Raw genomic sequence first — 25,871 nt, forward strand, 5'->3', positions numbered from 1 at the left:
ATAGACCCCCCTTAAATTCAGATTTGCTGCTGTTCCCGTTCAGCCAATTTTTCTGCCGCCAATTTGTCGATCTCTTTTTTCAATTCTTCCACCATCGTTTCCTCAGGGACTTTCCGTACGGTTTTGCCTTTCATAAAGAGCAGGCCTTCACCGCGGGCCCCGGCGATTCCGATGTCCGCTTCTCTCGCTTCTCCAGGTCCGTTTACCGCGCAGCCAAGCACAGCCACTTTCAACGGTACATTTAATTTGGAAATGTATTCTTCGATTTCATTGGCGATGGAAATGAGATCGATTTCGATTCGTCCGCAAGTAGGGCAGGAAACCAATGTTGCCATGTTGGATGCAAGACCAAAGGATTTCAATAATTCCCTTGCCACTTTCACTTCTTCCACCGGGTCAGCGGAGAGGGAAATACGGATTGTATTTCCGATGCCTCTTGAAAGAAGGGCACCTAAACCGGCAGCGGATTTGATTGTGCCGGAAAAGAGTGTTCCGGATTCCGTAATGCCAAGATGCAATGGATAATCAAAGGTGCGCGCCGCTTTTTCATAGGCTTCGATGGCAAGATTCACATCGGAAGCTTTCATGGATACGATGATGTCATGGAAATCCAAATCTTCAAGTATTTTTATATGATGCAAAGCAGATTCGACCATTCCATTCGCTGTAGGATAACCATATTTTTCAAGGATATGTCTTTCAAGGGAGCCTGCGTTGACGCCAATCCGGATTGGAACGCCCCGTTCTTTCGCCGCTTTGACAACGGCTTCCACTTTTTCACGGCGCCCGATATTTCCAGGATTGATGCGCACTTTATCAATGCCGTTTTCGATTGCCATTAATGCAAGTTTATAGTTGAAATGAATATCCGCCACTAACGGGATATGGATTCGTTTTTTTATTTCAGGAATGGCTGCTGCCGCCCGTTCATCCGGAACAGCAACCCGCACGATTTGACAACCTGCTTCTTCCAATCTCAATATTTCAGCGACAGTCGCTTCCACATCGTGGGTTTTTGTTGTACACATACTTTGAACAATGACTTCATTGTTCCCGCCGATTGTTAAATTACCAACTCGTACAGGACGTGTTTTTGTACGATGAATAATTTCACTCATCAAAACTCTCTCCTTTTTGAGGTACTTTTCCCGTACCTTCACTTCCATTATTTTAGCAGTGTAAAATAGTGTCGACAAGGAAGAAACATTTTATTTTTCGCAATTTTGATTGCTAGAATAGATTGGTATTTTGATCAATTCGCCAGGCACAATGACCTGTTTTTTTAAATGGGGATTCAATTTATAGAAATCCGCCATACGTTCCGGCAAGGAAATTCTCTCGTCGGCAGGATATTGGGCAAGCAAGCTTTGCACCGTATCCCCTTCTTCCGTAATGACCGGCACATATTTCACAGCCAGTTGTTCATTGCATGGGGCCGATTTGGAATAGGCGGTTACAGGAACCGTTCCTTCCGTCAAATCTATTTTGATGACCGTTATCAAAATGATTGCAATGGCGATTGATAGAAAGAGCCTCATAAAAAATCCCTCCTTGCTCCACTATATGAAGCAAGGAAGGATTCAGAACTTCGATTTTGCCAATTTTGGATAGTTTAATGAAGCAAAAATTAATAGAACAATGGTAAGGATCGAAGAAACCATTGTTGCAACCCAGCTAGAAATGGATAGGAAAGAAAATAGAATGGAAAGAAGGGTTGACCAAGTAATGGCGAAAGCGGTTGTTCTCCACATATGACGATATTCTCCCCGCCGTTTCAACAATTTCAGTAATAATGCCCCGATTGCCGCGTAAATCGAAATTCTGACAAACAGCAGGACGGTAGAGGTGAAAAATAATAAAAAAAGTGCGAATGGATAAAGAAGCCATTGAATATCTTTGACGTATTGCCGCAATCCTTTGAATTGGATCGCCGTTTCCGATACGCCCGTCAAAAATTGAATAAATGCAAATATCGTTACGATTGCAATCAAAATAAATACGTATTGAATCACTTTGCCGATTGGCAGCACACGATAAGCTGCCAGTTTTTTCGGTTGAAATAGGCTGTCTATGAACAATTGTATATGTGTGACCATCTTCTTCTCCTCCATTGAAAGTTTATCATGAAATAAGAAAAAATGGACAAATTTGTTGAAATGAAACTTTTTCAAAATCTTTACGTAAATACAGTTAAGATATGGAGGGAAAAGGATGGAAATACTGGCCTGGTTGTTGATTATCATTTGTTTTATCATTGCCTTTGCAGGGTTATTATATCCTGTCATACCATCAGTGCTGTTTTTATTGTTCGGGTTCATCTTGTATGGGCTGTTTTTCTCCTTTGCTGAACTTTCCTGGTGGTTCTGGCTGATTGAAATATTGTTCGTGGTTTTATTGTTTATGGCGGATGCTTTAGCGAATCTTGTCAGTGTAAAAAAGTTTGGGGGCACGAAAGCCGGCCTCTGGGGCAGCACGATCGGGTTGTTGATTGGACCTTTCATCATACCGTATTTGGGCATAATTATCGGCCCTTTCATTGGAGCGGTGCTCGGGGAATTTATCGTTGCAAGATCTGATTTCCCACAAGCTGTCCGGGCAGGGATCGGTTCGCTTGTCGGCTTTTTGACATCCGTGATCACCAAAAGCATTCTTCAATTGGTGATGATTCTCATCTTTATCATTGCGATTGTTTTTTAATGAAGCATTTCATTGTATAAAAAACCCTTCATAAGGTTATAGTGAAGTTGGCTGAATTTTTGGGGTTGATCAAATTTCGGTCAAAAGTCTGAAAATCATTGAGCAGGTGAGCGTAATAATTGAACGGCTATCTTTATTCTGATAATCTTATAGAAGAGGTAAGAAATTACTGATTTATATAAAAGGAGGAAATTTTCATGGCTTTTGAATTACCAAAATTACCTTATGCATATGACGCTTTAGAACCTTATATTGATGCACAAACAATGGAAATTCACCATACGAAACACCACAATACGTATGTGACAAACTTAAATGCTGCTGTTGAAGGCACAGAATTTGCTGATAAAGATTTGATTGAATTAATCTCAAATCTTGATGCAGTGCCTGCAGATAAACAAACTGCGGTACGCAACAACGGTGGTGGACATGCTAACCACTCACTATTCTGGGAAATCTTGACTCCTGGCGGTGCAAAAGCTCCTGCAGGTGATTTAGCAGCTGCAATCGATGCAAAATTCGGCAGCTTCGATGCGTTCAAAGATGAATTCTCCAAAGCTGCAGCTGGCCGCTTCGGTTCAGGTTGGGCTTGGCTTGTTGTGGACAAAAACGGCGAATTAAAAGTTACTTCCACTCCAAACCAAGATTCTCCATACATGGAAGGTGAAACACCAATCCTTGGCTTGGACGTTTGGGAACATGCTTATTACTTGAAATATCAAAACCGTCGTCCTGAATACATCTCCGCATTCTGGAATGTAGTAAACTGGGACGTTGTAGCTGAAAAATACGCAGCTGCGAAAAAATAATATGATTCAATCATAAGAAGAAGGCGAATCCTGTTGGGGTTCGCCTTTTTTTACGTTCATCGGTCATTCAAAGTATAAATCGGCCATGATGAGGCAAATTAAGTCCGATGGAGGTGACCGATATGGCAAAGAAGAAAGAAAAACCATTGGACCGGGAAGAATACGGTTACGGATATGATTTAAGCCCGGATGATTTAGATGTAATCGGCCAAAACGAGAAAGCAAAAAAAGAAAACCAGAATGAAAATAAGGGAAAGCCGTCCAGCAAGCAAAATCCGTCCATCTTAAATGAATAAAAGACGTTTAAGGAAAATCGCAGGCCTTACAAGAAAAAAGTACGATGGGCTTGCGATTTTTTTCATACTTGTTTTCGATTTTTCTCGATAAAAAGTTCTAAAATCCCTTATCTTTTCTTAAAGTATAACAATGAAAGATAAGGGAGAGGGTACATGGAAATTGATGGTGTATTTTCAGGCGGTGGAATAAAAGCGTTTGCCTTTGTCGGTGCCTATCAAGTGTTGACGGAAAAGGGATTCACCTTTAAAAGGGTAGCCGGAACAAGCGCCGGCTCAATTGTCGCAGCTTTTATCGCAGCGGGTTACACAGTAAAAGAGATCGAAAAGGCACTGGAAGAATTGGACACGAAATCGTTATTGGATCCGCCGAAATATTCTAAAACTCTTCCCTTTTTGAAATGGCTCAATCTTTATGTCCGATTAGGATTGTACAAAGGAAAAGCTCTTGAAAAATGGTTGTGTAAAAAACTGGCGGAGAAAGATGTATATACATTTGGAGACTTGCCCCACGATACGTTGAAAGTCGTTGCATCAGATTTAACAAATGGCCGGATGATTGTGCTTCCCGATGATCTGCATTTGTATGGAAAAGATTGGAGAGAATTTTCGGTCGCCAAGGCATTAAGAATGAGCTGCGGAATACCATTTTTCTTTGAACCTGTAAGATTAAACAATGGGAATGGGGATTCCGTTTTTGTCGACGGAGGCGTGTTAAGCAATTTCCCTTTGTGGATCTATGATAATGGGAAAAGGATCCGTCCTTTATTGGGGCTGAAGCTCAGCAGTCCAGCCGCGGAAATTCCTCCCCAAAAGATAAATAACGGATTGAATTTATTTGAGGCATTGTTTAAAGCCATGATGAACGCCCACGATAACCGCTACATTTCCAGAAGACACGAAAAGAACATCATATTCATTCCGGTGGAGCACATCCATGCAACCCAATTCGACCTGGACGAAGAAGCGAAGGAACATTTGATCCAATTAGGCAGATCAAAAACGGAACAATTTTTAAAAAGTTGGCTGCCAGTTGTATGACATTCACATAAAACAATCATTTTTTGAAATACTAAAAAATAAAAAAACGGATGGAGTGGTTGTTATGCCAAAAACAGATCGAGAAATCGCAGAAAAAATATTGAATGATAATCTGGTGGGGACAATGGCGACCATCGAGGGAGATAAGCCCCATTCCCGGTATATGGCGTTTTATAATGATAATTTTACATTGTACACAGTTACCAAAAAAGACACGCATAAAGTGGAGGAACTTTCAAAAAATCCTTATACCCACATTTTAATCGGTTATGACGGCAAAGGATTTGGAGATTCCTACTTGGAAATTGAAGGCAGGGTGGAAGTGTCTTCCGATGAAGGAATGAAGGAGAAAGTTTGGAATAAAGTGTTAAGATTTTGGTTTGATGGACCGGATGATCCGAACATGGTGGTATTAAAAATCGTCCCTTCACAAATAAAAATAATGAATTCAAAAGGGAAAGACCCAAAAATTATTCAATTATAATTTTTTTGAATAATGTTATATATGAATCATGATTTAATAGCCATGGTATATCATGAAAACAAATTATCATCCAAATATGGATGGTAATTTATTTTTTCTAATTTTTAATAAGCGAAGGTTCACAAAAATGCCATTGATTTTCAATAAAAAATGAATTTTTTGGGAAAAATAATAAAAAAATTTTTTGTAGTTTTTTATAAAATATTATCATCTAATCTGCTTTTGTAATTTATTTTTGTTATTTTTCAAAGTTTTGTTCCGCTTTTTCTTTTATTTGAAGAAAAATCACTTACTAAAAAGTAGCTTTTTTTTCATATTTTTCTATAATATATAGGTGGAGGTGTAATTGGAAGGGGGACATCGAGTGCTAGAAACGAAATTGGAAAAAGAGAATTTATTTTTTTGGCTTTGCAGAATCGGCGAACAGTTCCAAACGGCCTTCCTCGTTTTAGATACTGTTAATCATCGTATTTTATATGCCAATAACATATTTACGGAATTAACAGGATACATAACAGATGATGTGAAAAATCAAACCTTTGAATCTATTTTACAGTTTGGCTCCACGGATTGGAACAGTAAAAGGGAAGTGTTATGCCGGAGGAAAGATGGAAGTGCTTTGTTGATTGATGTATTGCGTCAACCGTTTTTTGATGATGAAGGAAACCACATATTTGATGTAATGATCTTTCATGAAAAGAATCATAAGATTCCAAATCAACTGGAATACATAGATCCAATTTCCGGATTAACCGACTACGAATTTTTCTTAAATCAATTGCAGAAGAAAATCGGGAAGAATACAACGGGCTTTGTGTTGTTGATACAGCCGACAAATTACCTTCAAATCATCCATTTTTTAAAGAATGCCCAGCTCTCTTTATTGCAAAAGGAAATCGAAAAGAGGATACGCAGCGAATTATCCGATATCGAAATCATCATTTCCAAAACTTCCGAAGCATCTTTAATTGTTTTCGGAATTTGCCATGAGGATAAAATTGAGCATTATACAAAAAAATTGTCAGAAATAAAGAACCAATCATTTATTATTAATCAAATGGAGTTATTTATCTCTTTCAATATTGGCGTGGTCTCATTAAGTTATTTCACAGGGAATATCCATGAATTGGTGCATTTTGCGGATATTGCCTTGAATGTGGCCAAAAAATCCCCCGGCAATACCATTGTATCTTACAAAGAAGAGTATGGAATCGAAATTGAAAAAACAATGGAACTTCAAAACGAGTTGATTCGGGCAATTCAAAATAGGGAAATCGCTGTGCATTTGCAGCCAAAAGTGAAAATTGGAACCGGTGAAGTGGAAGGCTTCGAAGCGCTTGCCAGATGGCATTCCAAACTGTTGGGGGTTGTTTCACCCACCGTATTTATTGAAGTGGCGGAATCTCTGGGGCAAATCAAAGAGCTCGATTCCCTTATCATTGAACAAGTTCTTCAATGGCTCAGAAAGAGAAAAGAGAGAAATCAGCGTTTATATCAAGTGGCGGTCAATATTTCACCTTCCCATTTTTACACACCGACATTTGTTGAAGATTTAATCGGGTTGACAAATCTATATGGTATTGACCCGAAATATTTGAAACTGGAAATTACAGAAAGCATTTGTTTGGTTGATATTGAACGGGCAAACTCGATATTGCAAAGTTTGCAGAAGTTTGGTTTTGAAAATTCTGTCGATGATTTCGGAGTCGGGTTTTCATCATTAAGCTATTTGATGAATCTTCCCATTTCCGAAATTAAAATTGCCCGGAACTTTGTGAATAAAGTGCATGATGATAAAGGAAGAATCATTGTCCAGTCGATCATCCAAATGGCAAAAAATATGGGGTTGCATACAGTAGCTGAAGGAATAGAAACAAGGGAACAACTCCAATTAATACATAAAATGGAATGTCCGACAGCCCAAGGTTTTTATTTCTATAAACCGATGCCAATTGAGAATGTGGATCAATTAATAAAATAAGCCAAAGGGTTTATGCGGAGAGGAGAAAAACTCCTCTCTTTTTGTTTGAAATGAAACCTTTAAAATATAGGAACCGTCACAAATGCTGAAGGAATTTTCTTTTTAATCAAAAGGTAAAGTGCTATACTAAAGAGCATGGATGAGCTTCGTTGAAAAGGAGGGTGCCGATGCGGAAGCTGTTAAAGAAATCAAACAACAAAGGAGATTCTCGTACGAGCCTTTCATTTCGAATGAACGTTCTGTTTATTTCGATTTTTATTTTGTTCTCGATTTTAATATTGCGTTTAGGTTATTTGCAAATTGTTAAAGGGGAAGAATACGTTCTGGAAGTGCAAAGAACGGAGGAAGTATCGGTTAATACGAGTTCACCCCGTGGAAGAATTTACGATCGGTACGGAAGAATTCTGGTCGATAATGAGCCCCAAAATGCCATTACATATACAAAATTTCCAAACACCAAACAAGAAGAAATGATTGAAGTGGCTGAGAAATTGGCGAAGTTGATCGACCAACCGACCAATCGGGTAACCCTTCGCGACAAAAAAGATTTCTGGATTATGAAAAATAAAGAAAAAGCCTATAAGAAAGTATCCAAAGAGGAAGAAAAGAAAATAAGGGAAAAATTTGAGGACGATAAAGAAGCGCAAGCTGAAATAGATCAGCTGGTGAGAGACCGTATCACGGACGAAGAATTGGCGGAGCTTTCCGATTTTGATTTGGAAGTGTTGGCGATTTACCGTGAAATGTCTTCAGGATATAATTTATCGCCACAGATTATCAAAAGCGAAAATGTATCCGATGAAGAATTTGCCCGCGTTTCTGAACGGTTATTCGAATTGCCGGGAGTCAATACGACAACCGATTGGAAAAGGGTTAAATTGAGCTCGTTGGCGGTTTTGGGCAGAACAACAGTTCCAAGCAAAGGGATTCCGAAATCCCAATTATATCATTATTTGGCCCGTGATTATTCCCGTAATGACCGGGTAGGGGAAAGTTATTTTGAATCCCAATATGAAGAATTGCTGCAAGGCCGAAAATCTGTCGTGAAAAATATTACGAACAGAAAAGGCGAAGTGATTGATACGGTTACAACCTTCGATGGTGAACCAGGAAAGGATTTAGTCACAACCATCGATATTGAATTGCAGGCAGCAGCGGAAAAAATTGTGGAACAAAAATTGCTTGAAGCGAAATCGAAAGGCGGCTCTTCCCTATTAGATCGCGCTTTCTATGTCATGATGAATCCGAAGACCGGCGAAATCCTTGCAATGGTCGGCAAAAAAATTGAGAAGGACCCTGATACAGGAAAAACATATGTAGCAGATTATTCCTACGGCACATTTACAACGGCTTATGAAGTGGGGTCGACTGTAAAAGCAGCCACTTTATTGATGGGGTATAAAGAAGGGGTCGTTAAACCGGGTACGAGATTAATCGACCAACCGATCAAACTTGCCGGAACAGATCCCAAAAGTTCCATCTTTAACAGATCGGGAAGTATTCCAATGAATGATTTGACAGCATTGGAACGTTCTTCAAACTCCTATATGTTCCAAGTTGCCATGAAAATCGGCGGACTTAATTACCGGTATAATATGTCGTTGAAATCATTAAGAGACGATACTTTGCAAAGAATGAGAAACGGCTATGCCGAATTTGGTCTTGGCGTTAGAACAGGAATCGATTTGCCAAATGAATTCGCAGGATTCCAAGGAGAGATGGATACGCCAGGTAAAATATTGGACTTGGCAATCGGACAGTTTGATACGTATACGCCTTTGCAATTGGCCCAATATATTTCAACGATTGCCAATGGCGGATATCGGGTACAGCCAAGACTATTGAAAGAAGTCCGGGAGCCATCTGAAGATGGAAAAACGTTGGGTCCCCTTGTTGAAGAAGTTCAACCGAAAATCTTGAACCGGCTTTCAAATCCCGAAGATGAAGTCAATTATGTGAAACAAGGGCTACGCAGAGTATATGTCGGCAATCAAGGGACAGCCCGCACTGCATTTGCCAATGCTCCTTATACAGCAGCGGGGAAAACAGGTACAGCGGAGGTTGTTTACTATGGACCTTTGCGGGAAAAATGGAGAACTCGTACAATAACGTTGACCCATGTTGGCTTTGCGCCTTATGAAAATCCGGAAGTTGCTTATGCCGTAGTGATTCCATGGGTGACGACAGGCGATACTTATACATCCTACAATAACCAAATTGCCCGTGAAATATTGGATAAGTATTTCGAATTAAAATATAAATATGAAAGTAACAAAATCACTGATCAAACAGTCAACAAAGAAATATTACCTCCAACAACGGACGAAAAAATTGATGAAGATACAGAAGAAAAAGTTGTCAATGAATAATTGGCCGCAGCACGATTGCTGCGGTTTTTTTATTTGCCATGTTTCCCCGGATTCCTACCGCTTTATTCTTTTATTAAAGTTTCGAAATTTACAATTTCTTAACATTGGGTTTATATCCTTTCAATAAACGGACGATAAAGTGGGAAATGTAAGGAAAACTGGATGAAAGATGGGGGAGATCGAGGATGAAAAAATGGAAATACGTATCATTGACGGCCGTTTTAGGTTCGGCTCTATTATTGGGAGCTTGTGCAGGGACTTCCAATGAAGAAGCTGAAAACTCAGGCAATTCGGCACAACAAAAGGAAAACGGAGAAGGACAAATCACAGGTTCCGTGATGGGGGATGGATCATCGACAGTCGCCCCGATTACAGAAGCGCTGGTGGAAGAATATGCTGCTGTGCAACCGAATGTACAAGTCTCTGTCGGTGTATCAGGAACCGGCGGAGGTTTTGAAAAATTCATTGCCGGTGAAACGGATTTTTCGAACGCGTCACGGGATATTAAAGAGGAAGAAGCGGCGGCTTTGAAGGATGCGGGCATTGAATATACGAAATTTGAGATTGCTTATGACGGGATTACAGTTGTCGTGAATTCGGAGAACGACTGGGCCACTGATTTGACGATCGATCAATTGAAAAAAATTTGGATTGAAGACGGAACTAAGAAAAAGTGGTCAGATATCGATCCATCATGGCCGGATGAAGAAATCGTATACTATGCGCCGGGAACAGACTCAGGCACCTTTGACTACTTTGATGAAATCATTTTGGATGGAGAAGATTTGGTCCGCTCAGCACAATTATCGGAAGACGACAATGTGATTGTTCAAGGCGTTGTTTCTGATAAAAATGCGATTGGATTTTTTGGCTATGCTTACTACCTGGAAAATAAAGACAAACTAAAAGCCGTTAGTGTCAATGGTGTGGAACCAACCAACGAAACCATCGAAAATGGGGAATACATTCCGCTTTCGCGTTCATTATATGTTTTTGTCAATGATGGGAAAGTCAAAGAAAATAAAGCTTTCTTTGATTTTATGAAATTTTCATTGGAAAACGCGGGGGATATGGCAGAAGCGGTCGGTTATGTTCGATTGCCGGATGAGAAATACGAAGAAGGGCTAAAAAGGTTGGAAGAATTAAAATGATTGTTTGGAATGTTTCGGGTGGAAGGAATCCCGCACTTTTCCTGCGCAAACAAAAAGGGGGGATGAATGGTGCAAAGGTCAGGAAACGGACAATCAATCCAACAATTGATAGCGAAGAACCAAAAAAGAACGTTCAAAAACATCATTGAAAAAGGGATGCCTTTATTCTTTATCATGGCGGCACTCATTTCAGTGATCACCACATTGGGAATTGTATTCACATTGATCTTTGAAACGATAGAATTTTTCAAAAGGGTTTCCATCGTTGAGTATTTATCCGGTACGGAATGGTACCCATTTTCCGGAAGCAACCCAACTTTCGGTGTTTTGCCGCTCGTTTTGGGAACGTTAAAAGTCACTATCATCGCAATTGCTGTGGCAGTCCCCCTTGGATTGGCGGTCGCCATTTATTTAACTGAATATGCGACGGACCGGACCCGTCGGATCATAAAACCGATTTTGGAAGTGCTGGCAGGGGTTCCAACCATCGTCTATGGTTTCTTTGCATTAACCTTTGTCACGCCGGTATTGCAGACCATCATTCCGTCGTTGAAGTTATTCAATGCGCTCAGTCCGGGGATTGTGGTGGGGATTATGATATTGCCGAGCATCATTTCTTTGTCAGAAGATGCCATGAGTTCCGTGCCCAATGGCATTCGGGAAGGAGCACTTGCACTTGGGGCGACAAAGCTCGAAGTCTCATTAAAAGTCGTCCTGCCTGCAGCGTTATCCGGTATTATGGCATCCATCGTATTGGGAATATCCAGGGCAATCGGCGAAACCATGATTGTCTCCCTTGCAGGGGGTGCTACACCGACTTTCGATTTTAACATCACCGGTTCCATCCAGACCATGACGGCCTATATCGTGCAAGTTTCTTCAGGGGATGCCGGTTTTGGAACAACGATCTATTATTCGATGTATGCGGTTGGATTTACCTTATTTATTTTCACATTAATGATGAATCTGGTCGCCCACTATATTTCGAAACGCTTCAGGGAGGAATATTGACATGGTGAAATATACCGATGAGACAATCGTAATGAAGCGTATACAAACCCGTTTGAAATGGAATAAAGTTTGGAAAAGGATTTTTTTCCTTGCGACGATGTTTGCCTTATTCATCCTTGTCGTATTAGTAGGAAGAATAGTTTTACAAGGAATCGGATACTTCGATTGGGATTTCTTTAATCAGTATGCTTCCCGTTTCCCTGAAAAAGCGGGAGTAAAAGCTGCCTTCATCGGTTCGATCTTGTTGATGCTCGTTGTGGCTCCAACTTCCATTATTCTCGGAGTGGCTACAGCAATTTATCTGGAAGAATATGCGAAGAAAAATAAATTAAATGATTTGATTCGTACCAATATTTCCAACTTGGCTGGTGTACCTTCCATTGTTTTCGGTTTATTGGGTTTAACGATTTTTGTACGGATGTTCGGTTTAGGAAAAAGTGTCCTGGCAGCAGGATTAACGATGAGTTTATTGATTCTGCCCATCATTATCGTTGCTGCACAGGAAGCGATCCGGGCCGTTCCGAATGAGCAGCGGGAAGCTTCTTATGCGATGGGGGCGACGAAATGGCAGACCATCAGCCGTGTGGTGCTGCCGGCTGCCATCCCCGGAATTCTGACGGGAAGCATTTTGGCGTTATCCCGTGCTATCGGGGAAACAGCTCCATTGGTCGTCATTGGAATCCCGGTAATTGTACATTTCTTGCCAGACAGCTTATTGAGTGAATTTACCGCTTTGCCGTTGCAAATTTACGATTGGGCAAAGCGCCCCCAAGAAGAGTTTCAGCATGTGGCCGCCGCAGGAATCATCGTTTTGATGATGGTCCTCATCTTGATGAATTCAATTGCGGTGTATATCCGAAATAAATTCCAAAAACGATATTGAGGATGTGGGAAAATATGGTGCAAACGGTAATCAAAATGGAAAAGAAGACTGGCGGTATCGGAATAATGGAGAATCCGGGTGAGCGTCAAAATTTACATTCCATCGAGCGGATTTCGGTATTCCGTACGAACCATTTTAATCTATGGTACGGCAAACATCATGCGTTAAAAGAAATCAATTTGGCCATCAATGAAAATGAAGTGACGGCCATCATCGGTCCGTCCGGCTGCGGGAAATCCACCTTTATTAAATCATTGAACCGCATGGTGGAGCTTGTTCCGGCAGTGAAAACGGGTGGTGAAATATTTTATCGGGGGCGCAATATTTTTGATGAAGGGTTTGAAGTGGAAGAACTGCGCACAAAAGTCGGGATGGTCTTTCAAAAGCCAAATCCTTTCCCGAAATCCATTTACGATAACATTGCATACGGTCCAAGAATCCATGGAATAAAAAACAAAAAAATACTGGATGAGATTGTGGAAAAGTCGTTGCGCAAAGCAGCGATTTGGGAGGAAGTAAAAGATCGGCTTCACCACAACGCTTATGGATTATCCGGTGGGCAGCAGCAGCGTCTATGTATTGCGAGATGCCTGGCGATCGAACCGGATGTGATTTTGATGGATGAGCCGACATCTGCTCTCGACCCGATTTCCACATTAAAAATCGAGCAACTGATACTGGAATTAAAGAAGAATTATTCCATCATCATTGTGACCCATAATATGCAACAAGCGGCCCGCATTTCCGACAAAACCGCCTTTTTCTTAAATGGGGAAGTGGTGGAATATGGCCGTACGGAACAAATATTTTCAACACCAAAAGACCAGCGTACGCAAGATTATATCTCCGGCCGTTTCGGTTAAAGGTGAATCGGCCTTTGAATCACTGAAGTTATGTGCAAATAATATAGTGAACGATAATTTTTCAAAAGAGTTTTATTGAATAATCAAAAAATTTATAATAAAATATTTTCAACATAATAGAGAAGCAATGATGAAAAAGAGTAGTATTACGGATTTGCTAAAAGAGAGCTAGCGGTTGGTGCGAGCTAGCGCAAGCCGTAATACGAATGGGTTTTCTAGCTCCAGTGCTGAACCTTCAGTAGGTGCTGGCGTGTCGTTGGCGTTACCAACATGAGTGGACATAAGGTCTCTTATGTCAATAAAGGTGGTACCACGGCTTCCCGTCCTTTAACGTCGGGAAGCCTTTATTATTTTAAGTATAGATGAGTCGAGAGGAGAAAGTTGAGATGACAGTGGAGACAGTCAATTATGTAATGAAAACTTTGCAAGGGGATATGGTTACCCCAATTTCTGCTTTTCTCAGCATAAAGGGCAGAAATAAAGTGTTGTTTGAATCAGCCGCCAAACATGAAGAAAGCGGAAGATATTCCTTTATCGCCTTTGATCCGATTGCGGAACTGATCGGTGATAACCAACATTATTTGTTTAAGAAAAATGGGGAGGAAGAGAAGGTGGAAGGCACCGTCTTCCAAAAATTAAGAGAATTACTCCCGGTTTCAAAGGAACCATTTCCTTTTTCCTTTTTTGGCGGCGCAATCGGATACATTAGTTACGACACGGCTTTTTATAATGAAAAGATCGGTGATGTATTGCCGGATGAACTAAATATGCCGGATGTGCATCTGCTCTTCTATGATCGTTTTATTGTGATCGATCATTTACTGCAAAAAGTCGCTATCGTGGCCATTGATCTTTTTTCTGAAGGCAAAACGGAAGAAGAGTTGAATGGATACATCAGCGACATTGAAGAACAGCTGAAAAATGGTCCTAGTTTGATGGATGTTGAAAAATGCGAAATTCAGTTTCAGCCATCCATCGATAAAGAGACCTTCGTAAAAATGGTGAATCAGGCCAAAAAATATATTGAACGGGGCGATATTTTCCAAGTTGTACCATCCCAACGGTTTACGTCCAATTTTGAGGGAAATCCATTTTCTCTATATCGCCGTTTGCGCACTTCCAATCCTTCGCCTTATATGTATTATTTGGAATTTGATGACTATACGATTCTTGGAACTTCTCCTGAAAGCTTAGTGAAAATTACGGATGGCATCATCAAAACCAATCCAATCGCTGGAACGAAACCTCGAGGAAAAACGAAGGAAGAAGATGAAAGACTTGAACAAATCCTGTTGAACGATGAAAAAGAATTGGCAGAACACCGGATGCTTGTGGATTTAGGAAGAAACGATCTCGGCCGTGTATCCAAAATAGGCACTGTGCAAGTTTCGAAATATATGAAAATTGAACGGTATAAGTATGTGATGCATATCGTTTCAGAAGTGATTGGCGAATTAAGGGATGATGTTCATGTGGTGGATGTGGTGACGAGCTGTTTGCCTGCAGGAACGGTTTCCGGCGCCCCAAAAATCCGGGCCATGCAAATCATCAATGAGCTGGAGCAACAGAAACGGGGGATTTATGCAGGAGCGATTGGATATATTTCCATAAACGGCAATCTGGACTTGGCCATTGCCATCCGCACGATGATTGTGAAAGACGGCAAAGCCTACGTTCAAGCTGGAGCAGGCATTGTGTATGATTCCATTCCTGAGTCTGAATATGAGGAAACGATCAATAAAATGAAGGCGTTGTTGGAGGTAGAGCGATGATTTTATTAATCGATCATTATGATTCATTCACATACAACTTATATCAGCAAATTGCCGCTTTGGGAAAAGCGGTCAAAGTCGTCCGCTATGATGACATCACCATTGAGGAAATCCGTTCTTTACATCCTGAAGCGATTGTATTATCACCGGGCCCGGGAAATCCGGATGAGATTCCCCAAAGCGTGCAGCTTGTGAAAGAACTTTACAAGGATATTCCGATGATTGGCGTATGTTTGGGCCACCAAATCATCGGGGCCGCATTTGGCGGGGAAATTGTGCAGGCCAATCGGATCATGCATGGAAAAACTTCCTTATTAAATTATGAACGTAAAGGTTTGTTCAAAGAGTTTGATAACGAGGTGGAAGTGATGCGTTATCATTCATTGGTGATTGAACCATCGTCATTGAGTGAAGAGTTTGAGGTTGTTGCCACATCAAAAGACGACGGGGAAATCATGGCCATCCAACATAAACAGTATCCGGTTTACGGGGTGCAATTCCATCCCGAGTCGATAGGGACACCTGAGGGAACAAAATTGATGGAAGCTTTCTTGGCGGGTGTATGATATGAAAAAAGGGGACGCATTCAGATGGCGTCCCTTTCTTATTTATAAATATTTTTCAATTTCCTTTTCGAACTTGGAAGGTTTATCGATCGGCGCAAATCGGGCAACAACGTTTCCGTTCCGATCCACCAAAAATTTTGTAAAATTCCATTTCACTTTGGAACCTAAAACCCCTTTGCTTTGGCTTGTCAAAAATTGAAACAGTGGGTGGGCATTTTCCCCATTGACCGCAACGATTTCATGGATGGGGAAAGTGACACCGTAATTCAGGCGGCAAGCCTCCTCCGCATCTTTTGCCGATGATAGTTCCTGCTTGAATTGATTGGAAGGAAAACCTAAAACGACAAATCCCCGGTCCTTATATTTTTGATAAAGTTTTTCCAACTCTTCAAATTGAGGAGTAAAGCCGCAATGGGTTGCTGTGTTGACGATTAACATGACCTGCCCTTTGTAACGGCTTAAAGGATACGTTTCTCCTCCTGCTGTTGTCACTTCAATATCGTAAATTTCCATAAGCTGCCCCCGCTTTCACTGTTCATTGTTGGATCTGCGACTTGTTAAGTTAAGTATAACAGCTAGCAGCAGAGAAAGGGTGATAAACGCACTGATAAATGCGATGACGCCATTCCATCCGAATAACGACCAGAAAACGCCCCCGGTTGTACCGCCCACGCTTGAACCGAAATAATAGGAGAACAAGTAAAGGGAGGAGGCTTGGGCTTTATTTTTCTTCGCCCGATGGCTGACCCAGGAACTGGCTATGGAATGGGAACCGAAAAAGCCGAATGTAAAAACAATGAGTCCCAAAATTTTTATGAGTAATGGAACCGGTAATGTTAATAGGGCACCTGACAGCATGATGAGGATGCCGGCAAAAAGCACTTTTCCGCGGCCGAATTGATCGGATAAACTGCCGAACCAGGCGGAGCTGAAGGTGCCCACCAAATAGACGATAAAAATCCAGCCGACGATGGTTGTGCTCAAATTGTACGGTTCGCCTAACAGTTTATAACTGATATAGTTGTATAATGTGACGAAACCGCCCATCAAGGTGAAGGCGATGCCAAAAAGGCAAAGCAGGCCCGGATCTTTTAAATGAGTGAATAATGATTTCGTTAAAGATTTCAATTGCAACGGTTTGGGTTCAAAATGCCTTGATGCCGGCAATGCCCATACGAAATAGATGCTGACCAATAAACTTAAAATGCCCAAAGAAAGCATGCCAATTTTCCAAGAAAACAAATCGGTCACCGTTCCCATAATGATCCGTCCACTCAGGCCGCCTACGGAATTTCCGCTGATATATAGCCCCATGGCAACACCGAGACTGGAAGGATCCATTTCCTCCCCCAAATAGGCCATTGCGATGGCAGGAATCCCTGCAAACACAATGCCTTGAATGATCCTTAATAATAGTAGGATTTCAAAGGAAGGGGAGAAAGCAAGCGCGATTGTAAGCAGTGATGCCGCAAAGATGGAAAAGGTCATCAGCCGTTTGCGCCCCCAGGCTTCCGATAAGGAACCAAAAAAGATCAGGCTGATGGACAGGGCAACAGTGGCAGTGGATAAGGAAAGGCTCGCCACAGCCGGTGAAACATGAAATTCCTCGGAAAATTGAGGAAAGACGGGTTGGGTAATATAAAGGTTGGCAAAAATGATAAATCCAGCCGCAAATAATGCCAGATTCGCCAATCGAAACTCCCGGGTTCCTTTTTGAATATACATGGTTCTTCGCCTCTTTAAATTTTGACATTTTTTTGAACAAACGTTTTTATGTTCATTATAAAGGGGATTTCCTCAAATCGTAATTTTATAGTTTTTATCTTTTTTATAACTTTTGGTTATAAGAAAGTTTGGATGAATTTCAAGGTACCGTGAAAGGGATGATCCATTCTTTCGTGAATGATTAAAAAGCTAGCGTTTCATTCCTCATAGGAAAGCAAAAAAAGGTAGGGACTATGAAAAGGATGGAAAATCCTAAGCGCCGGATTTTGGAAAAAGCATAACGGACTTAGAGATGAATCCTTAAAAAGATTGCAGAGGAAGGGTTTTGATGAATTGGGAGATAACGAGTCACTGCAGAATGGGAAAATGATTTGACTTTGGTTGATTTATTTTTGGCGCTTTGATTCATTTTTATATTGTTGAGGAATGCACAGCGTCCACGATTTTTCGTGGGCGCTTTTTTCATTTTCATGCTATATTTTTACTAGGAAGTATGAAAAAAAGTTATAAGGGGATTGGAGCATTGGATATTCATTCACTCATTTATTTTCAAACCGTGGCAAAGTACGAAAATATGTCCCGGGCAGCTGAAATATTGCATGTCAGCCAGCCCGCTTTAAGCAAATCGATTTCCATGTTGGAAGAATATTTAGGGGTGGAATTATTCGACCGAAATGGGCGTTCCATTAAATTAAACCGTTACGGGAAGTTTTTCCTTGAACGGACCAACATTATTTTAAAAGAAATCGAGCGGGCGAAGGAAGACTTGGCGAATCTTGTTTCACCGAATTATGGAGAGGTCTCTTTAGGCTTTATGCATACATTGGGGCTAGAAGTGATCCCTTCTTTGATGACAAAAGCGAAGAAGCAATTCCCTCATATGCGTTTTCAGTTGACCCAAAGCAATTCGAGCGCCATCATGAAAAGATTGGAGATGGGGGAGCTGGATCTTTGTCTGGTTTCTTCTCTGGAAACGAGCAAAGACGTTCATTGGGAAAAATTATGGGAGGAAGAGTTGTATCTGATTGTGCCCAAACAGCATCCCCTAAAATCGCGAAAAAAGGTGAAAATTGCCGAATTTGCTGAAGAGCCGTTCATTTCCATCAAAAAAGGGAATTCATTGCGCAAATATGTGGATGAAGTGTTTCGGAGAGAAGGGTTTCAATTGAATGTGGCCTTCGAAGGGGAGGAAGTGCACACCATCGCCGGATTGGTTGAAAGCGGTTTGGGGGTTTCTTTGATTCCGCTGATCAAAGGGCTTGACCAATATGATGTACATATTATCAAAGTGGATGCAAAAGATTGCAAAAGGGAAATCGGCCTAAGTTATTTGAATAATCGGTATATGAGCGGAGCGGTCATCCAGTTTGCGGAATTCATCCGTGATTTTTTCAAAAATAAACCCCAAACAGATTCAACTTCATCTGTTCAGGGTTAATGCGTCATGAATCCGATTTCCGGGTGATCAAATTCGCGATTTCTTCAATGGACATGGACGAATTCACTTGATATTGCCCGATCTGAATGGAACGGGCGTATTCCGGCTGGGCCAAAAACAGTTCCATCTCAACGGCATTTTTGATAATGCCCATATCCTTCAATTTTTTTGCGATTTCATATGGTGTTTGTCCGGCATATATGTATAAAGTCCCCTCTTTTACATCTTTCTGTTCATTTTCAGGTGCACTTTCTTGCGAAGGGGTTTGATCCTTACCGCCTGATTCGTTTGTTTCATTGGAAGAGGTTTGCTTTTCATATTGTTTCAGTTGCTGTTTCGCTTCTTTTAATTGCGACTCCAGCTGGGCGATTTTTTCCTCATATTGTTCCATTTCGCCTGATGTGGATTCGGCCGGGTGCAAACGGTCCATTCCGGTATAAAGGATGCCGATCAAAATGCAAGCAATGCCGAACCCGCGCAAAGTCGACCGTTTCATGATTGACCTCCAGATTTAAGAATGTGAAGTACTTGTTCTTTCGATAATGTGGACAATTTGCATATTTCCTCAATTGGGTAACCTTGCTTATTCAGCTCGATCACCTGTTGCACCAGAATTTGATTAATCGGTTTATTCGACGTTTGCTTTTGTATATTTTGCTGTTGCGCCGGTACAGGTTTTTTTGCCGGCTTCACTTGGAATGAAGGTTCAAGCAGCAGTTCTTCTTCAACCGCCTTTAATCTTCTTTTGATTCCATTCATTTCTTGATAAAATTGAATCGACAATTCTTCGACATCCCGTTCTAATTTTTTGGATGTATCTTTTAGGAAAAAGGATGCAATAATAGAAATAATACCAATGATGATCAGTATTGTTGACAGTTCCACAGTCGTTCCTCCGAACTAATCCGTTTTTCAATTATTTTAACATAAGGCTGTTAATTAATAAATGATGCTAGATTTTTTTTCAATTTATGATATAATGACTTAGTCGTATAAATCATTGCATATATTACAATTCATGATATAGAGTGGGAGGGTTAATCATGCGTGTAAATATTACTTTAGCTTGCACAGAATGCGGAGAACGTAATTATATTACAACAAAAAATAAACGCAACAATCCAGAACGTCTTGAACTTAAAAAATATTGCTCTCGCGAGAAGAAAGTCACTCTTCACCGTGAAACGAAGTAATTTTTTTGCCAAAACCATTTACGGTTTTGGCTTTTTATGTATACGAAAAGGATTGATGATGTTTGAACAAAAAAGAATGGCGAAAAACGATAAAATCGGCTTTGAGCGAATTGTCCAATGAAACTTATCATAAATATTCATCGATGATTAAAGAACGATTGATGAACGAACCCTTCCTCAAGCAATGCGGAACGGTAGCGATTACGATTTCAAAGCCGCCTGAAGTCGAAACCCGCAAGATTATTGAAGAATTATGGCGTTTGGAAAAGCGGGTGGCTGTACCGAAATGCAATCCGGAAAGCCGCACGATGGATTTTTATGAAATTACAAGTTTCAGCCAACTGGAAACGGTTTATATGGATTTGGAGGAGCCGATCCCTTCCCAGACGGTTTACGTCTCTCCCGAAGAAATCGATTTGATGATTGTTCCGGGAATCGTATTCGATGCAAAAGGGTATCGAATCGGATATGGAGGGGGTTATTATGACCGCTATTTGCCAAAATGTAGCGGGCGTTTTATCTCACTGGCCTTTCATTTGCAGATTGTTGACGAATTGCCAAAGGAATCACATGATATACCGGTCGATATAATCATTACTGAAAAATCGGTTATAAATTGCGAACACAATCGGAGGGAGCAAAATGAAGACAATCCTTGATATTCGGAATTTGTTGAGACAATATGGATCGTTCATTTATACAGGGGATCGTATTGGCGACCTGATGATGATGGAAGATGAGATTCGTGAGTTATATAAGTCGCAAATTTTGGATGTAAAGGAATACCAATCCGCCTTATTGATCATCCGAAATGAAATTAAATTGGAAGAAGAGAGAAAAATGAACGTGAAATATTAAGAATTGCTAAAAATAGAAGAAAATCATGATTGACTATTATGGTTAAAAGACTTAGACTTGTTAAGTCGTTCTTCCAATGTGGCAGTGGAAAATCCACTGTGTTTTCTTTTTGGGAACCTTTTTGTAAAAAATACGTAAATATTTATGGATAAAAGCGGAAGGAAGGTAATATATAATTTTCATAACACATATTCTTTAATTTTAGGTATTCTTTAATTTTAGGTATTGCTTTTCATTGATTAATAGTAAAAAAAGGATTAAGATATTATTTGTTTAAATTGGAATATATGAAGATTATGTAAATTTTGTTCTGGGGTTCTTTAAACCATCAAAAGGGGGATATAACATGAAGTCATGGAAATGGCCGAAACATTCAATTTTAATCATTGCCATTTTAGCGACTTGGATTAAAACTGCAATCGTTTATCGAACCAGCTTTGAATTTGATTTGGAAAATGGAATGCAAAAATTCATTTTATTTATAAATCCACTCAGCTTTTTATTATTTGCTTACGGATTATCTTTATTTTTCAAAACGGAAAAAGCCCGGAATCGATGGATTATCGGCACGAGCATCCTGTTAAGCATTGTGTTATTCGGAAACGTTGCCTTTTATCGATTCTTCAACGATTTCATCACGTTGCCGGTGCTATTCCAAACAAGCAACTTTGGGGAATTGGGAACATCCGTTGCTGAAATTCTTAACTTGAAGGATTTATTATATTTCATCGACGTATTAATTATCCTGATCGCCGTGAAATATATACCGAAACTCGGAAGTTCCTATAGTGTGCGTAAAAATGTTCGTCGAGCTTATTTCGTTTTGGCTTTGGCAGTGCTGTTTTTAAATTTGGGACTTGCCGAAACAGAGCGTCCGCAACTATTGACTCGAAGCTTCGACCGCGAATTGCTTGTGAAAAACATCGGAACTTATAATTACCATTTGTATGATATTTATATTCAATCCAAATCTTCCGCTCAACGCGCTCTTGCCGATGGAAGCGAATTGGTGGAAGTGGACAACTATGTTCAAGCCAACCAGGCTGCTGTGAACGAAGATATGTTTGGCAAATACAAAGGTCGAAATTTGATTGTGATCCAGCTTGAATCATTGCAAAACTTTGTGTTGCAAAATGACATGAATGGTTATGAAGTGACACCGTTCTTGAATTCTTTGATTCACGATAAAGATACGTATTATTTCAGCAATTTCTATCATCAAACAGGGCTGGGAAAAACGAGTGATGCCGAGTTCATTTTGGAAAACTCATTGTTCGGGTTGGACCGCGGTGCCGTATTCTTTACACACAGCGGAAACACATTCAACTCCATGTCTGAAAAACTCGGGAAAAATGGTTATTACACTAGCGTCATGCACGCCAACAACAAATCCTTCTGGAACCGTGACATGATGTACCAATCATTGAAAATGCAAAAATTCTATGATATTACTTACTATGATGTCAACGATGAAAACTCAGTGAACTGGGGATTAAAAGATATTCCGTTCTTTGAACAATCTGTGGAATTATTGGCTGAACAACCACAGCCATTCTATACACGGATGATTACTTTAACAAACCACTTCCCATTCACATTGGATGAAGAAGATAAAATCATTCCTGAATATAATTCAAATTCAGGTACATTGAACCGTTATTTCCAAACAGTTCGTTACATGGATGAAGCATTGAAATCTTTCTTTGAAGAATTGAAAGAAAAAGGTCTGTACGACAATTCCATCATTGTCATGTATGGCGACCACTATGGTATTTCAGAAAACCATAATAAAGCGATGGCCATGTATTTGGGCAAAGATGAAATTACGCCATATGATACGGCTTTATTGCAATCTGTTCCGTTGTTTATCCATATTCCTGGATCAGGGGATGGAAAAGTCATCGATAAAGTCGGAGGCCAAATGGACTTAAGACCAACCATTTTACACTTGTTGGGCATCGATACTTCAAACGACATGCAATTGGGCGCCGATTTGTTCTCTGACGAACATGAAGACTTTGTCATCTTCCGTGACGGCCGATTTGTAACAGATAAATACGTATATGCGGATGAAACATGTTTCGATCGTGCAACAGGGGAAGAAACGGATATTCAAGGTTGTAAGCCATATATTGAGCGGGCACAGAAAGAACTTGAGTATTCTGACAAGATTATCAATGGCGACTTGTTAAGATTCTATGATGAAGAAACAGGAAATTTATTATCAGATGCTGTGAAATAATAAAAAGGGATAGCTTGGTACATTCCAGGTTATCCCTTTTTTATTTTGGCAAATAAAAAACGAGATACTTTATGTACCTCGTTTTTTATACTTTCATTATATTGCTGGTGGATAGCCTTGGTGAACGATAGTCATGATTACAAACCAACCAAAAACTATACCAGAAGCAAGTCCAAAAATGATAGCGAGTACATTTTTCGCTTTGATTGCGCGGAATGCAGCAACTAATGAAAGAATTGCAATTAAACCAAATAAAACCATTAATAAGTTCATTAAAATATTACACTCCTTTCGACATCCACAGAGTATGTCGGTAAAAGAATATTCCTACTCTATTTTATAGCAACGGTCATAAAATGTCGAGGTTAAAAAGTGACGTTTATTTGAACAACATAAATTATTTCATCAATGGAATTCAAATGGTTTCGGAATGTTCATTTTTTCCAAACCATTGTATAATACGCTAGAGGTGATGAAATTGTTGGATGTGAAAATATTGACTGTCGGACCTGTGCAGGCGAATTGCTACATCGTGAGCAATGAAGCGAAAGATTGCATCATTTTTGATCCCGGTGAAGAGGGGGATAGAATCATTTCGGCCATACAAGCCCAACAGTTGCGACCAAAGGCGGTCTTTTTGACTCACGCCCATTTTGACCATATTGGCGCTGTGGATGAAGTAAGGGAAGCTTTCAATATCCCTGTATACATCCATAAAGAAGAAGAGGATTGGTTGATGGATCCAAATAAAAACGGGTCCGGAAAATATGCGGCATTGCCAACCTATCGTTTGCAACCGGCTGATGTAATCATCGACAAAGAACAATCGTTTGAAGTGGCCGGCATGAGGTTTTCAGCCGTATTTACCCCTGGCCATTCACCAGGAAGCATTTCCTATATTTTTAAGGAAGATGGATTTGCCATTGTGGGCGACACACTGTTTCAAGGAAGCATCGGCCGGACGGATCTCCTCGGCGGTTCCATGGAAGTGTTGCTTTCATCCATTCATGAGAAATTGCTTGTGCTGCCTGATGACTTTATTATTTATCCAGGCCATGGCCCTTATACAACACCTGCCCATGAGATGGATTCAAATCCGTTTCTGCATGGATTTTAATTTGGGCAAAATAAAAAAGCATCGGATATCTCCGATGCTTTTTTGCTGTCCATTATTAATGTCCCGCACCAGGTACGTGTATAAATGTCGTGTAATAAGTGAAACCAGCAAAGAATATTGTCAAATATGCTCCGAAAATGTACATGTACATGCGTTCTGAAAGGTTTAAGAAGCCTAATAATAAGAATAATACCGAATTACCAACAAATAATAGCGAAACCTCGACCATATCGCCAAGGTAGAACATTACGGCGAAAATACCTGTCCAGAATGCTAAAACTTTATACATATTAGCCATGTCGATTCCCTCCTTTTTGTAGCGACACAATATTTCAATGTTTATTATAAATGATAATTGACAATATTGTAAACTGAATACTTCAATAGATTTGTGACAATCAAGTGTAAAATTTTACAACGCTATATTTGGCACATTGATTTCATACTTGCAAAACTCGCAATCATGAATCATGCTTTCAAATTGAACAAAACTGTTTTCTTCAAATAACGCATCGATTTGCCCTTTAATATAGGATTTATGAAGATCGCATATAATATCGCTATGTTCTGTGAGCTGGCTTCTGAAAGGGCAATTGTAGATTGTCAAAATGACTTTTTTTCCTTTTTCAGTATCCACGATTTTCGGAATGTACCCGACAAGTAAAGCCGCTTCGGACAACATTTCCACTCTGTCTTCAAAATTGATTGGCGAATTCATTTTTACAAGACGGGACCGCATTTCGCTGTATCCATCTTCATAACTGATTTTCTTCGCTTTTTCCAACCCTTCTTGGCCAAATTCATAAACAAGTTCAATCGCCCATTTGATCAAATGTTTGTCTTCCCGTTTTGGAAAACTCAAGTCGACTCCTTGTTCAGACACTTTGTAAATACGGCCGGGTCTTCCGCCTTTCCCTGATTTTAGAAAATCAGCGGTGATCAGGTTGATTTCCGCGAGTTTTGTTAAATGCAATCTTGCCACGTTCGGGTGGATGTTGAATTTATCTGCAATATCTTGAACGGTAAAAAATCTTTTTTGTTGCAACATGTATTCATATATTTGGAAACGAGTTTCATCTGCCAAAGTACTCGCAATTTTTAATGGATGCAACATTCTGTTATCCCACCTTTAGTAATATTATGCTACTACAATTGTATCTTTATTTTTAATGAAATGATAGTGAAAATGCATGTCCAATGAGGAAGAGTAGGAAAATATTCAAAATTTGTAATAAAATTTGTCAAAAACTTTTCGAAAACAAAGATTTCAGCAGGAAATTGGTCTGAAATAAAAATTTTCTGAAAAAGACTTTTCGGAATGGAGTCTTCATTTTATACTATATTAAAAACAGCGGTCACAATTTAGGTGTGGGAAGCA

At 40.1% G+C, this 25,871-nt stretch carries 29 protein-coding genes and 1 other annotated feature; of the genes, 19 read left to right on the forward strand and 10 right to left on the reverse strand.

Going from position 1 to position 25,871, the window contains the following annotated elements; translation table 11 throughout:
- Positions 1 to 17: 17 nt before the first annotated feature.
- The 3 genes from ispG to NST13_RS02370 form a co-directional block, all read right to left on the reverse strand.
- Complete coding sequence (gene ispG, locus NST13_RS02360; RefSeq protein WP_342581307.1) at positions 18 to 1,118, reverse strand: flavodoxin-dependent (E)-4-hydroxy-3-methylbut-2-enyl-diphosphate synthase; 1,101 nt, start codon at positions 1,116 to 1,118, stop codon at positions 18 to 20.
- Between the two features lie 90 nt (positions 1,119 to 1,208).
- A complete protein-coding gene (locus NST13_RS02365) occupies positions 1,209 to 1,538 on the reverse strand; it encodes a hypothetical protein (RefSeq protein WP_342469591.1) in 330 nt (109 codons plus the stop codon).
- Positions 1,539 to 1,580: 42 nt separating this feature from the next.
- Positions 1,581 to 2,096, reverse strand: a complete 516-nt coding sequence (locus tag NST13_RS02370; RefSeq protein WP_342469590.1) for a DUF1189 family protein — start codon at positions 2,094 to 2,096, stop codon at positions 1,581 to 1,583.
- Between the two features lie 115 nt (positions 2,097 to 2,211).
- Between NST13_RS02370 and NST13_RS02375 the strand changes: the two genes are divergently transcribed.
- The 13 genes from NST13_RS02375 (at position 2,212) to NST13_RS02435 (ending at position 15,920) form a co-directional block, all read left to right on the forward strand.
- The gene (locus NST13_RS02375; protein ID WP_342469589.1) at positions 2,212 to 2,697 is read left to right on the forward strand and encodes a DUF456 family protein; all 486 of its coding nucleotides are present in this window, start codon (positions 2,212 to 2,214) and stop codon (positions 2,695 to 2,697) included.
- Between the two features lie 197 nt (positions 2,698 to 2,894).
- Positions 2,895 to 3,506 carry a superoxide dismutase gene (locus NST13_RS02380; protein ID WP_342581308.1) on the forward strand — a complete coding sequence of 204 codons (612 nt, stop codon included), beginning with the start codon at positions 2,895 to 2,897 and terminating at the stop codon, positions 3,504 to 3,506.
- A 122-nt stretch (positions 3,507 to 3,628) separates the two neighbouring features.
- A complete protein-coding gene (locus NST13_RS02385) occupies positions 3,629 to 3,802 on the forward strand; it encodes a hypothetical protein (RefSeq protein WP_342581309.1) in 174 nt (57 codons plus the stop codon).
- A 153-nt stretch (positions 3,803 to 3,955) separates the two neighbouring features.
- Entirely contained in the window at positions 3,956 to 4,840 is an 885-nt protein-coding gene (locus NST13_RS02390; protein WP_342581310.1) for a patatin-like phospholipase family protein, read from the forward strand.
- Between the two features lie 64 nt (positions 4,841 to 4,904).
- A complete protein-coding gene (locus NST13_RS02395; protein WP_342469585.1) occupies positions 4,905 to 5,324 on the forward strand; it encodes a pyridoxamine 5'-phosphate oxidase family protein in 420 nt (139 codons plus the stop codon).
- Positions 5,325 to 5,688: 364 nt separating this feature from the next.
- Positions 5,689 to 7,305: an EAL domain-containing protein gene (locus tag NST13_RS02400; RefSeq protein WP_342581311.1), complete on the forward strand. Its 1,617-nt coding sequence runs from the start codon at positions 5,689 to 5,691 to the stop codon at positions 7,303 to 7,305.
- A gap of 167 nt (positions 7,306 to 7,472) precedes the next feature.
- The gene (locus tag NST13_RS02405; RefSeq protein ID WP_342581312.1) at positions 7,473 to 9,674 is read left to right on the forward strand and encodes a penicillin-binding protein 2; all 2,202 of its coding nucleotides are present in this window, start codon (positions 7,473 to 7,475) and stop codon (positions 9,672 to 9,674) included.
- Positions 9,675 to 9,859: 185 nt separating this feature from the next.
- Positions 9,860 to 10,825 carry a PstS family phosphate ABC transporter substrate-binding protein gene (locus tag NST13_RS02410; RefSeq protein WP_342581313.1) on the forward strand — a complete coding sequence of 322 codons (966 nt, stop codon included), beginning with the start codon at positions 9,860 to 9,862 and terminating at the stop codon, positions 10,823 to 10,825.
- 66 nt (positions 10,826 to 10,891) lie between these two features.
- Entirely contained in the window at positions 10,892 to 11,836 is a 945-nt protein-coding gene (gene pstC, locus NST13_RS02415; RefSeq protein ID WP_342469581.1) for a phosphate ABC transporter permease subunit PstC, read from the forward strand.
- A 1-nt stretch (position 11,837) separates the two neighbouring features.
- Entirely contained in the window at positions 11,838 to 12,719 is an 882-nt protein-coding gene (gene pstA, locus NST13_RS02420) for a phosphate ABC transporter permease PstA (protein WP_342581314.1), read from the forward strand.
- Between the two features lie 65 nt (positions 12,720 to 12,784).
- The gene (gene pstB, locus NST13_RS02425) at positions 12,785 to 13,582 is read left to right on the forward strand and encodes a phosphate ABC transporter ATP-binding protein PstB (RefSeq protein WP_342471308.1); all 798 of its coding nucleotides are present in this window, start codon (positions 12,785 to 12,787) and stop codon (positions 13,580 to 13,582) included.
- A gap of 118 nt (positions 13,583 to 13,700) precedes the next feature.
- Positions 13,701 to 13,913 (forward strand) — a binding site (T-box leader).
- Between the two features lie 55 nt (positions 13,914 to 13,968).
- Entirely contained in the window at positions 13,969 to 15,354 is a 1,386-nt protein-coding gene (gene trpE / locus NST13_RS02430) for an anthranilate synthase component I (protein ID WP_342581315.1), read from the forward strand.
- On the forward strand, positions 15,351 to 15,920 hold the full coding sequence (locus NST13_RS02435) for an aminodeoxychorismate/anthranilate synthase component II (RefSeq protein ID WP_342469578.1): 570 nt from the start codon (positions 15,351 to 15,353) through the stop codon (positions 15,918 to 15,920). The genes trpE and NST13_RS02435 overlap by 4 nt, the downstream gene beginning before the upstream one ends.
- Before the next feature lie 42 nt (positions 15,921 to 15,962).
- Here the strand turns inward: NST13_RS02435 and NST13_RS02440 are convergent, their stop codons facing one another.
- Positions 15,963 to 16,433: a glutathione peroxidase gene (locus NST13_RS02440; RefSeq protein WP_342581316.1), complete on the reverse strand. Its 471-nt coding sequence runs from the start codon at positions 16,431 to 16,433 to the stop codon at positions 15,963 to 15,965.
- Positions 16,434 to 16,448: 15 nt separating this feature from the next.
- Positions 16,449 to 17,645 (reverse strand): MFS transporter, encoded by a 1,197-nt coding sequence (locus tag NST13_RS02445; protein WP_342581317.1) that lies wholly within the window; start codon positions 17,643 to 17,645, stop codon positions 16,449 to 16,451.
- 493 nt (positions 17,646 to 18,138) lie between these two features.
- On the opposite strand from NST13_RS02445, the gene NST13_RS02450 reads away from it, so the two are divergent.
- A complete protein-coding gene (locus NST13_RS02450) occupies positions 18,139 to 19,083 on the forward strand; it encodes a LysR substrate-binding domain-containing protein (RefSeq protein WP_342469575.1) in 945 nt (314 codons plus the stop codon).
- Between the two features lie 4 nt (positions 19,084 to 19,087).
- Here the strand turns inward: NST13_RS02450 and NST13_RS02455 are convergent, their stop codons facing one another.
- Both NST13_RS02455 and NST13_RS02460 read right to left on the reverse strand, forming a co-directional pair.
- A complete protein-coding gene (locus NST13_RS02455) occupies positions 19,088 to 19,579 on the reverse strand; it encodes a hypothetical protein (RefSeq protein WP_342581318.1) in 492 nt (163 codons plus the stop codon).
- Positions 19,576 to 19,968, reverse strand: coding sequence for a hypothetical protein (locus NST13_RS02460; protein ID WP_342469573.1), 393 nt, complete (start codon positions 19,966 to 19,968; stop codon positions 19,576 to 19,578). Before NST13_RS02460 ends, NST13_RS02455 begins: the two co-directional genes overlap by 4 nt.
- A 158-nt stretch (positions 19,969 to 20,126) precedes the next feature.
- On the opposite strand from NST13_RS02460, the gene rpmG reads away from it, so the two are divergent.
- The 4 genes from rpmG (at position 20,127) to NST13_RS02480 (ending at position 23,376) form a co-directional block, all read left to right on the forward strand.
- The gene (gene rpmG, locus NST13_RS02465; RefSeq protein WP_208649926.1) at positions 20,127 to 20,276 is read left to right on the forward strand and encodes a 50S ribosomal protein L33; all 150 of its coding nucleotides are present in this window, start codon (positions 20,127 to 20,129) and stop codon (positions 20,274 to 20,276) included.
- A 62-nt stretch (positions 20,277 to 20,338) separates the two neighbouring features.
- Complete coding sequence (locus tag NST13_RS02470) at positions 20,339 to 20,935, forward strand: 5-formyltetrahydrofolate cyclo-ligase (RefSeq protein WP_342469572.1); 597 nt, start codon at positions 20,339 to 20,341, stop codon at positions 20,933 to 20,935.
- Positions 20,919 to 21,134, forward strand: a complete 216-nt coding sequence (locus tag NST13_RS02475) for a YqgQ family protein (protein WP_342581319.1) — start codon at positions 20,919 to 20,921, stop codon at positions 21,132 to 21,134. Before NST13_RS02470 ends, NST13_RS02475 begins: the two co-directional genes overlap by 17 nt.
- Positions 21,135 to 21,480: 346 nt before the next feature.
- On the forward strand, positions 21,481 to 23,376 hold the full coding sequence (locus tag NST13_RS02480; protein WP_342581320.1) for an LTA synthase family protein: 1,896 nt from the start codon (positions 21,481 to 21,483) through the stop codon (positions 23,374 to 23,376).
- 96 nt (positions 23,377 to 23,472) lie between these two features.
- Here the strand turns inward: NST13_RS02480 and NST13_RS02485 are convergent, their stop codons facing one another.
- Positions 23,473 to 23,649, reverse strand: coding sequence for a DUF2759 domain-containing protein (locus NST13_RS02485; RefSeq protein ID WP_342581321.1), 177 nt, complete (start codon positions 23,647 to 23,649; stop codon positions 23,473 to 23,475).
- 205 nt (positions 23,650 to 23,854) lie between these two features.
- Between NST13_RS02485 and NST13_RS02490 the strand changes: the two genes are divergently transcribed.
- Positions 23,855 to 24,493: an MBL fold metallo-hydrolase gene (locus tag NST13_RS02490; RefSeq protein ID WP_342471307.1), complete on the forward strand. Its 639-nt coding sequence runs from the start codon at positions 23,855 to 23,857 to the stop codon at positions 24,491 to 24,493.
- A gap of 55 nt (positions 24,494 to 24,548) precedes the next feature.
- Here NST13_RS02490 and NST13_RS02495 read toward each other — a convergent pair whose 3' ends face one another.
- Positions 24,549 to 24,791, reverse strand: a complete 243-nt coding sequence (locus NST13_RS02495) for a DUF2626 family protein (protein ID WP_342469568.1) — start codon at positions 24,789 to 24,791, stop codon at positions 24,549 to 24,551.
- Positions 24,792 to 24,905: 114 nt separating this feature from the next.
- Positions 24,906 to 25,607 carry a helix-turn-helix domain-containing protein gene (locus NST13_RS02500; protein ID WP_342581322.1) on the reverse strand — a complete coding sequence of 234 codons (702 nt, stop codon included), beginning with the start codon at positions 25,605 to 25,607 and terminating at the stop codon, positions 24,906 to 24,908.
- Positions 25,608 to 25,871 lie beyond the last annotated feature (264 nt).

The sequence above is a fragment of the Ureibacillus sp. FSL W7-1570 genome, assembly GCF_038593265.1.
GTDB classification, from domain to species: Bacteria; Bacillota; Bacilli; order Bacillales_A; family Planococcaceae; genus Ureibacillus; species Ureibacillus suwonensis.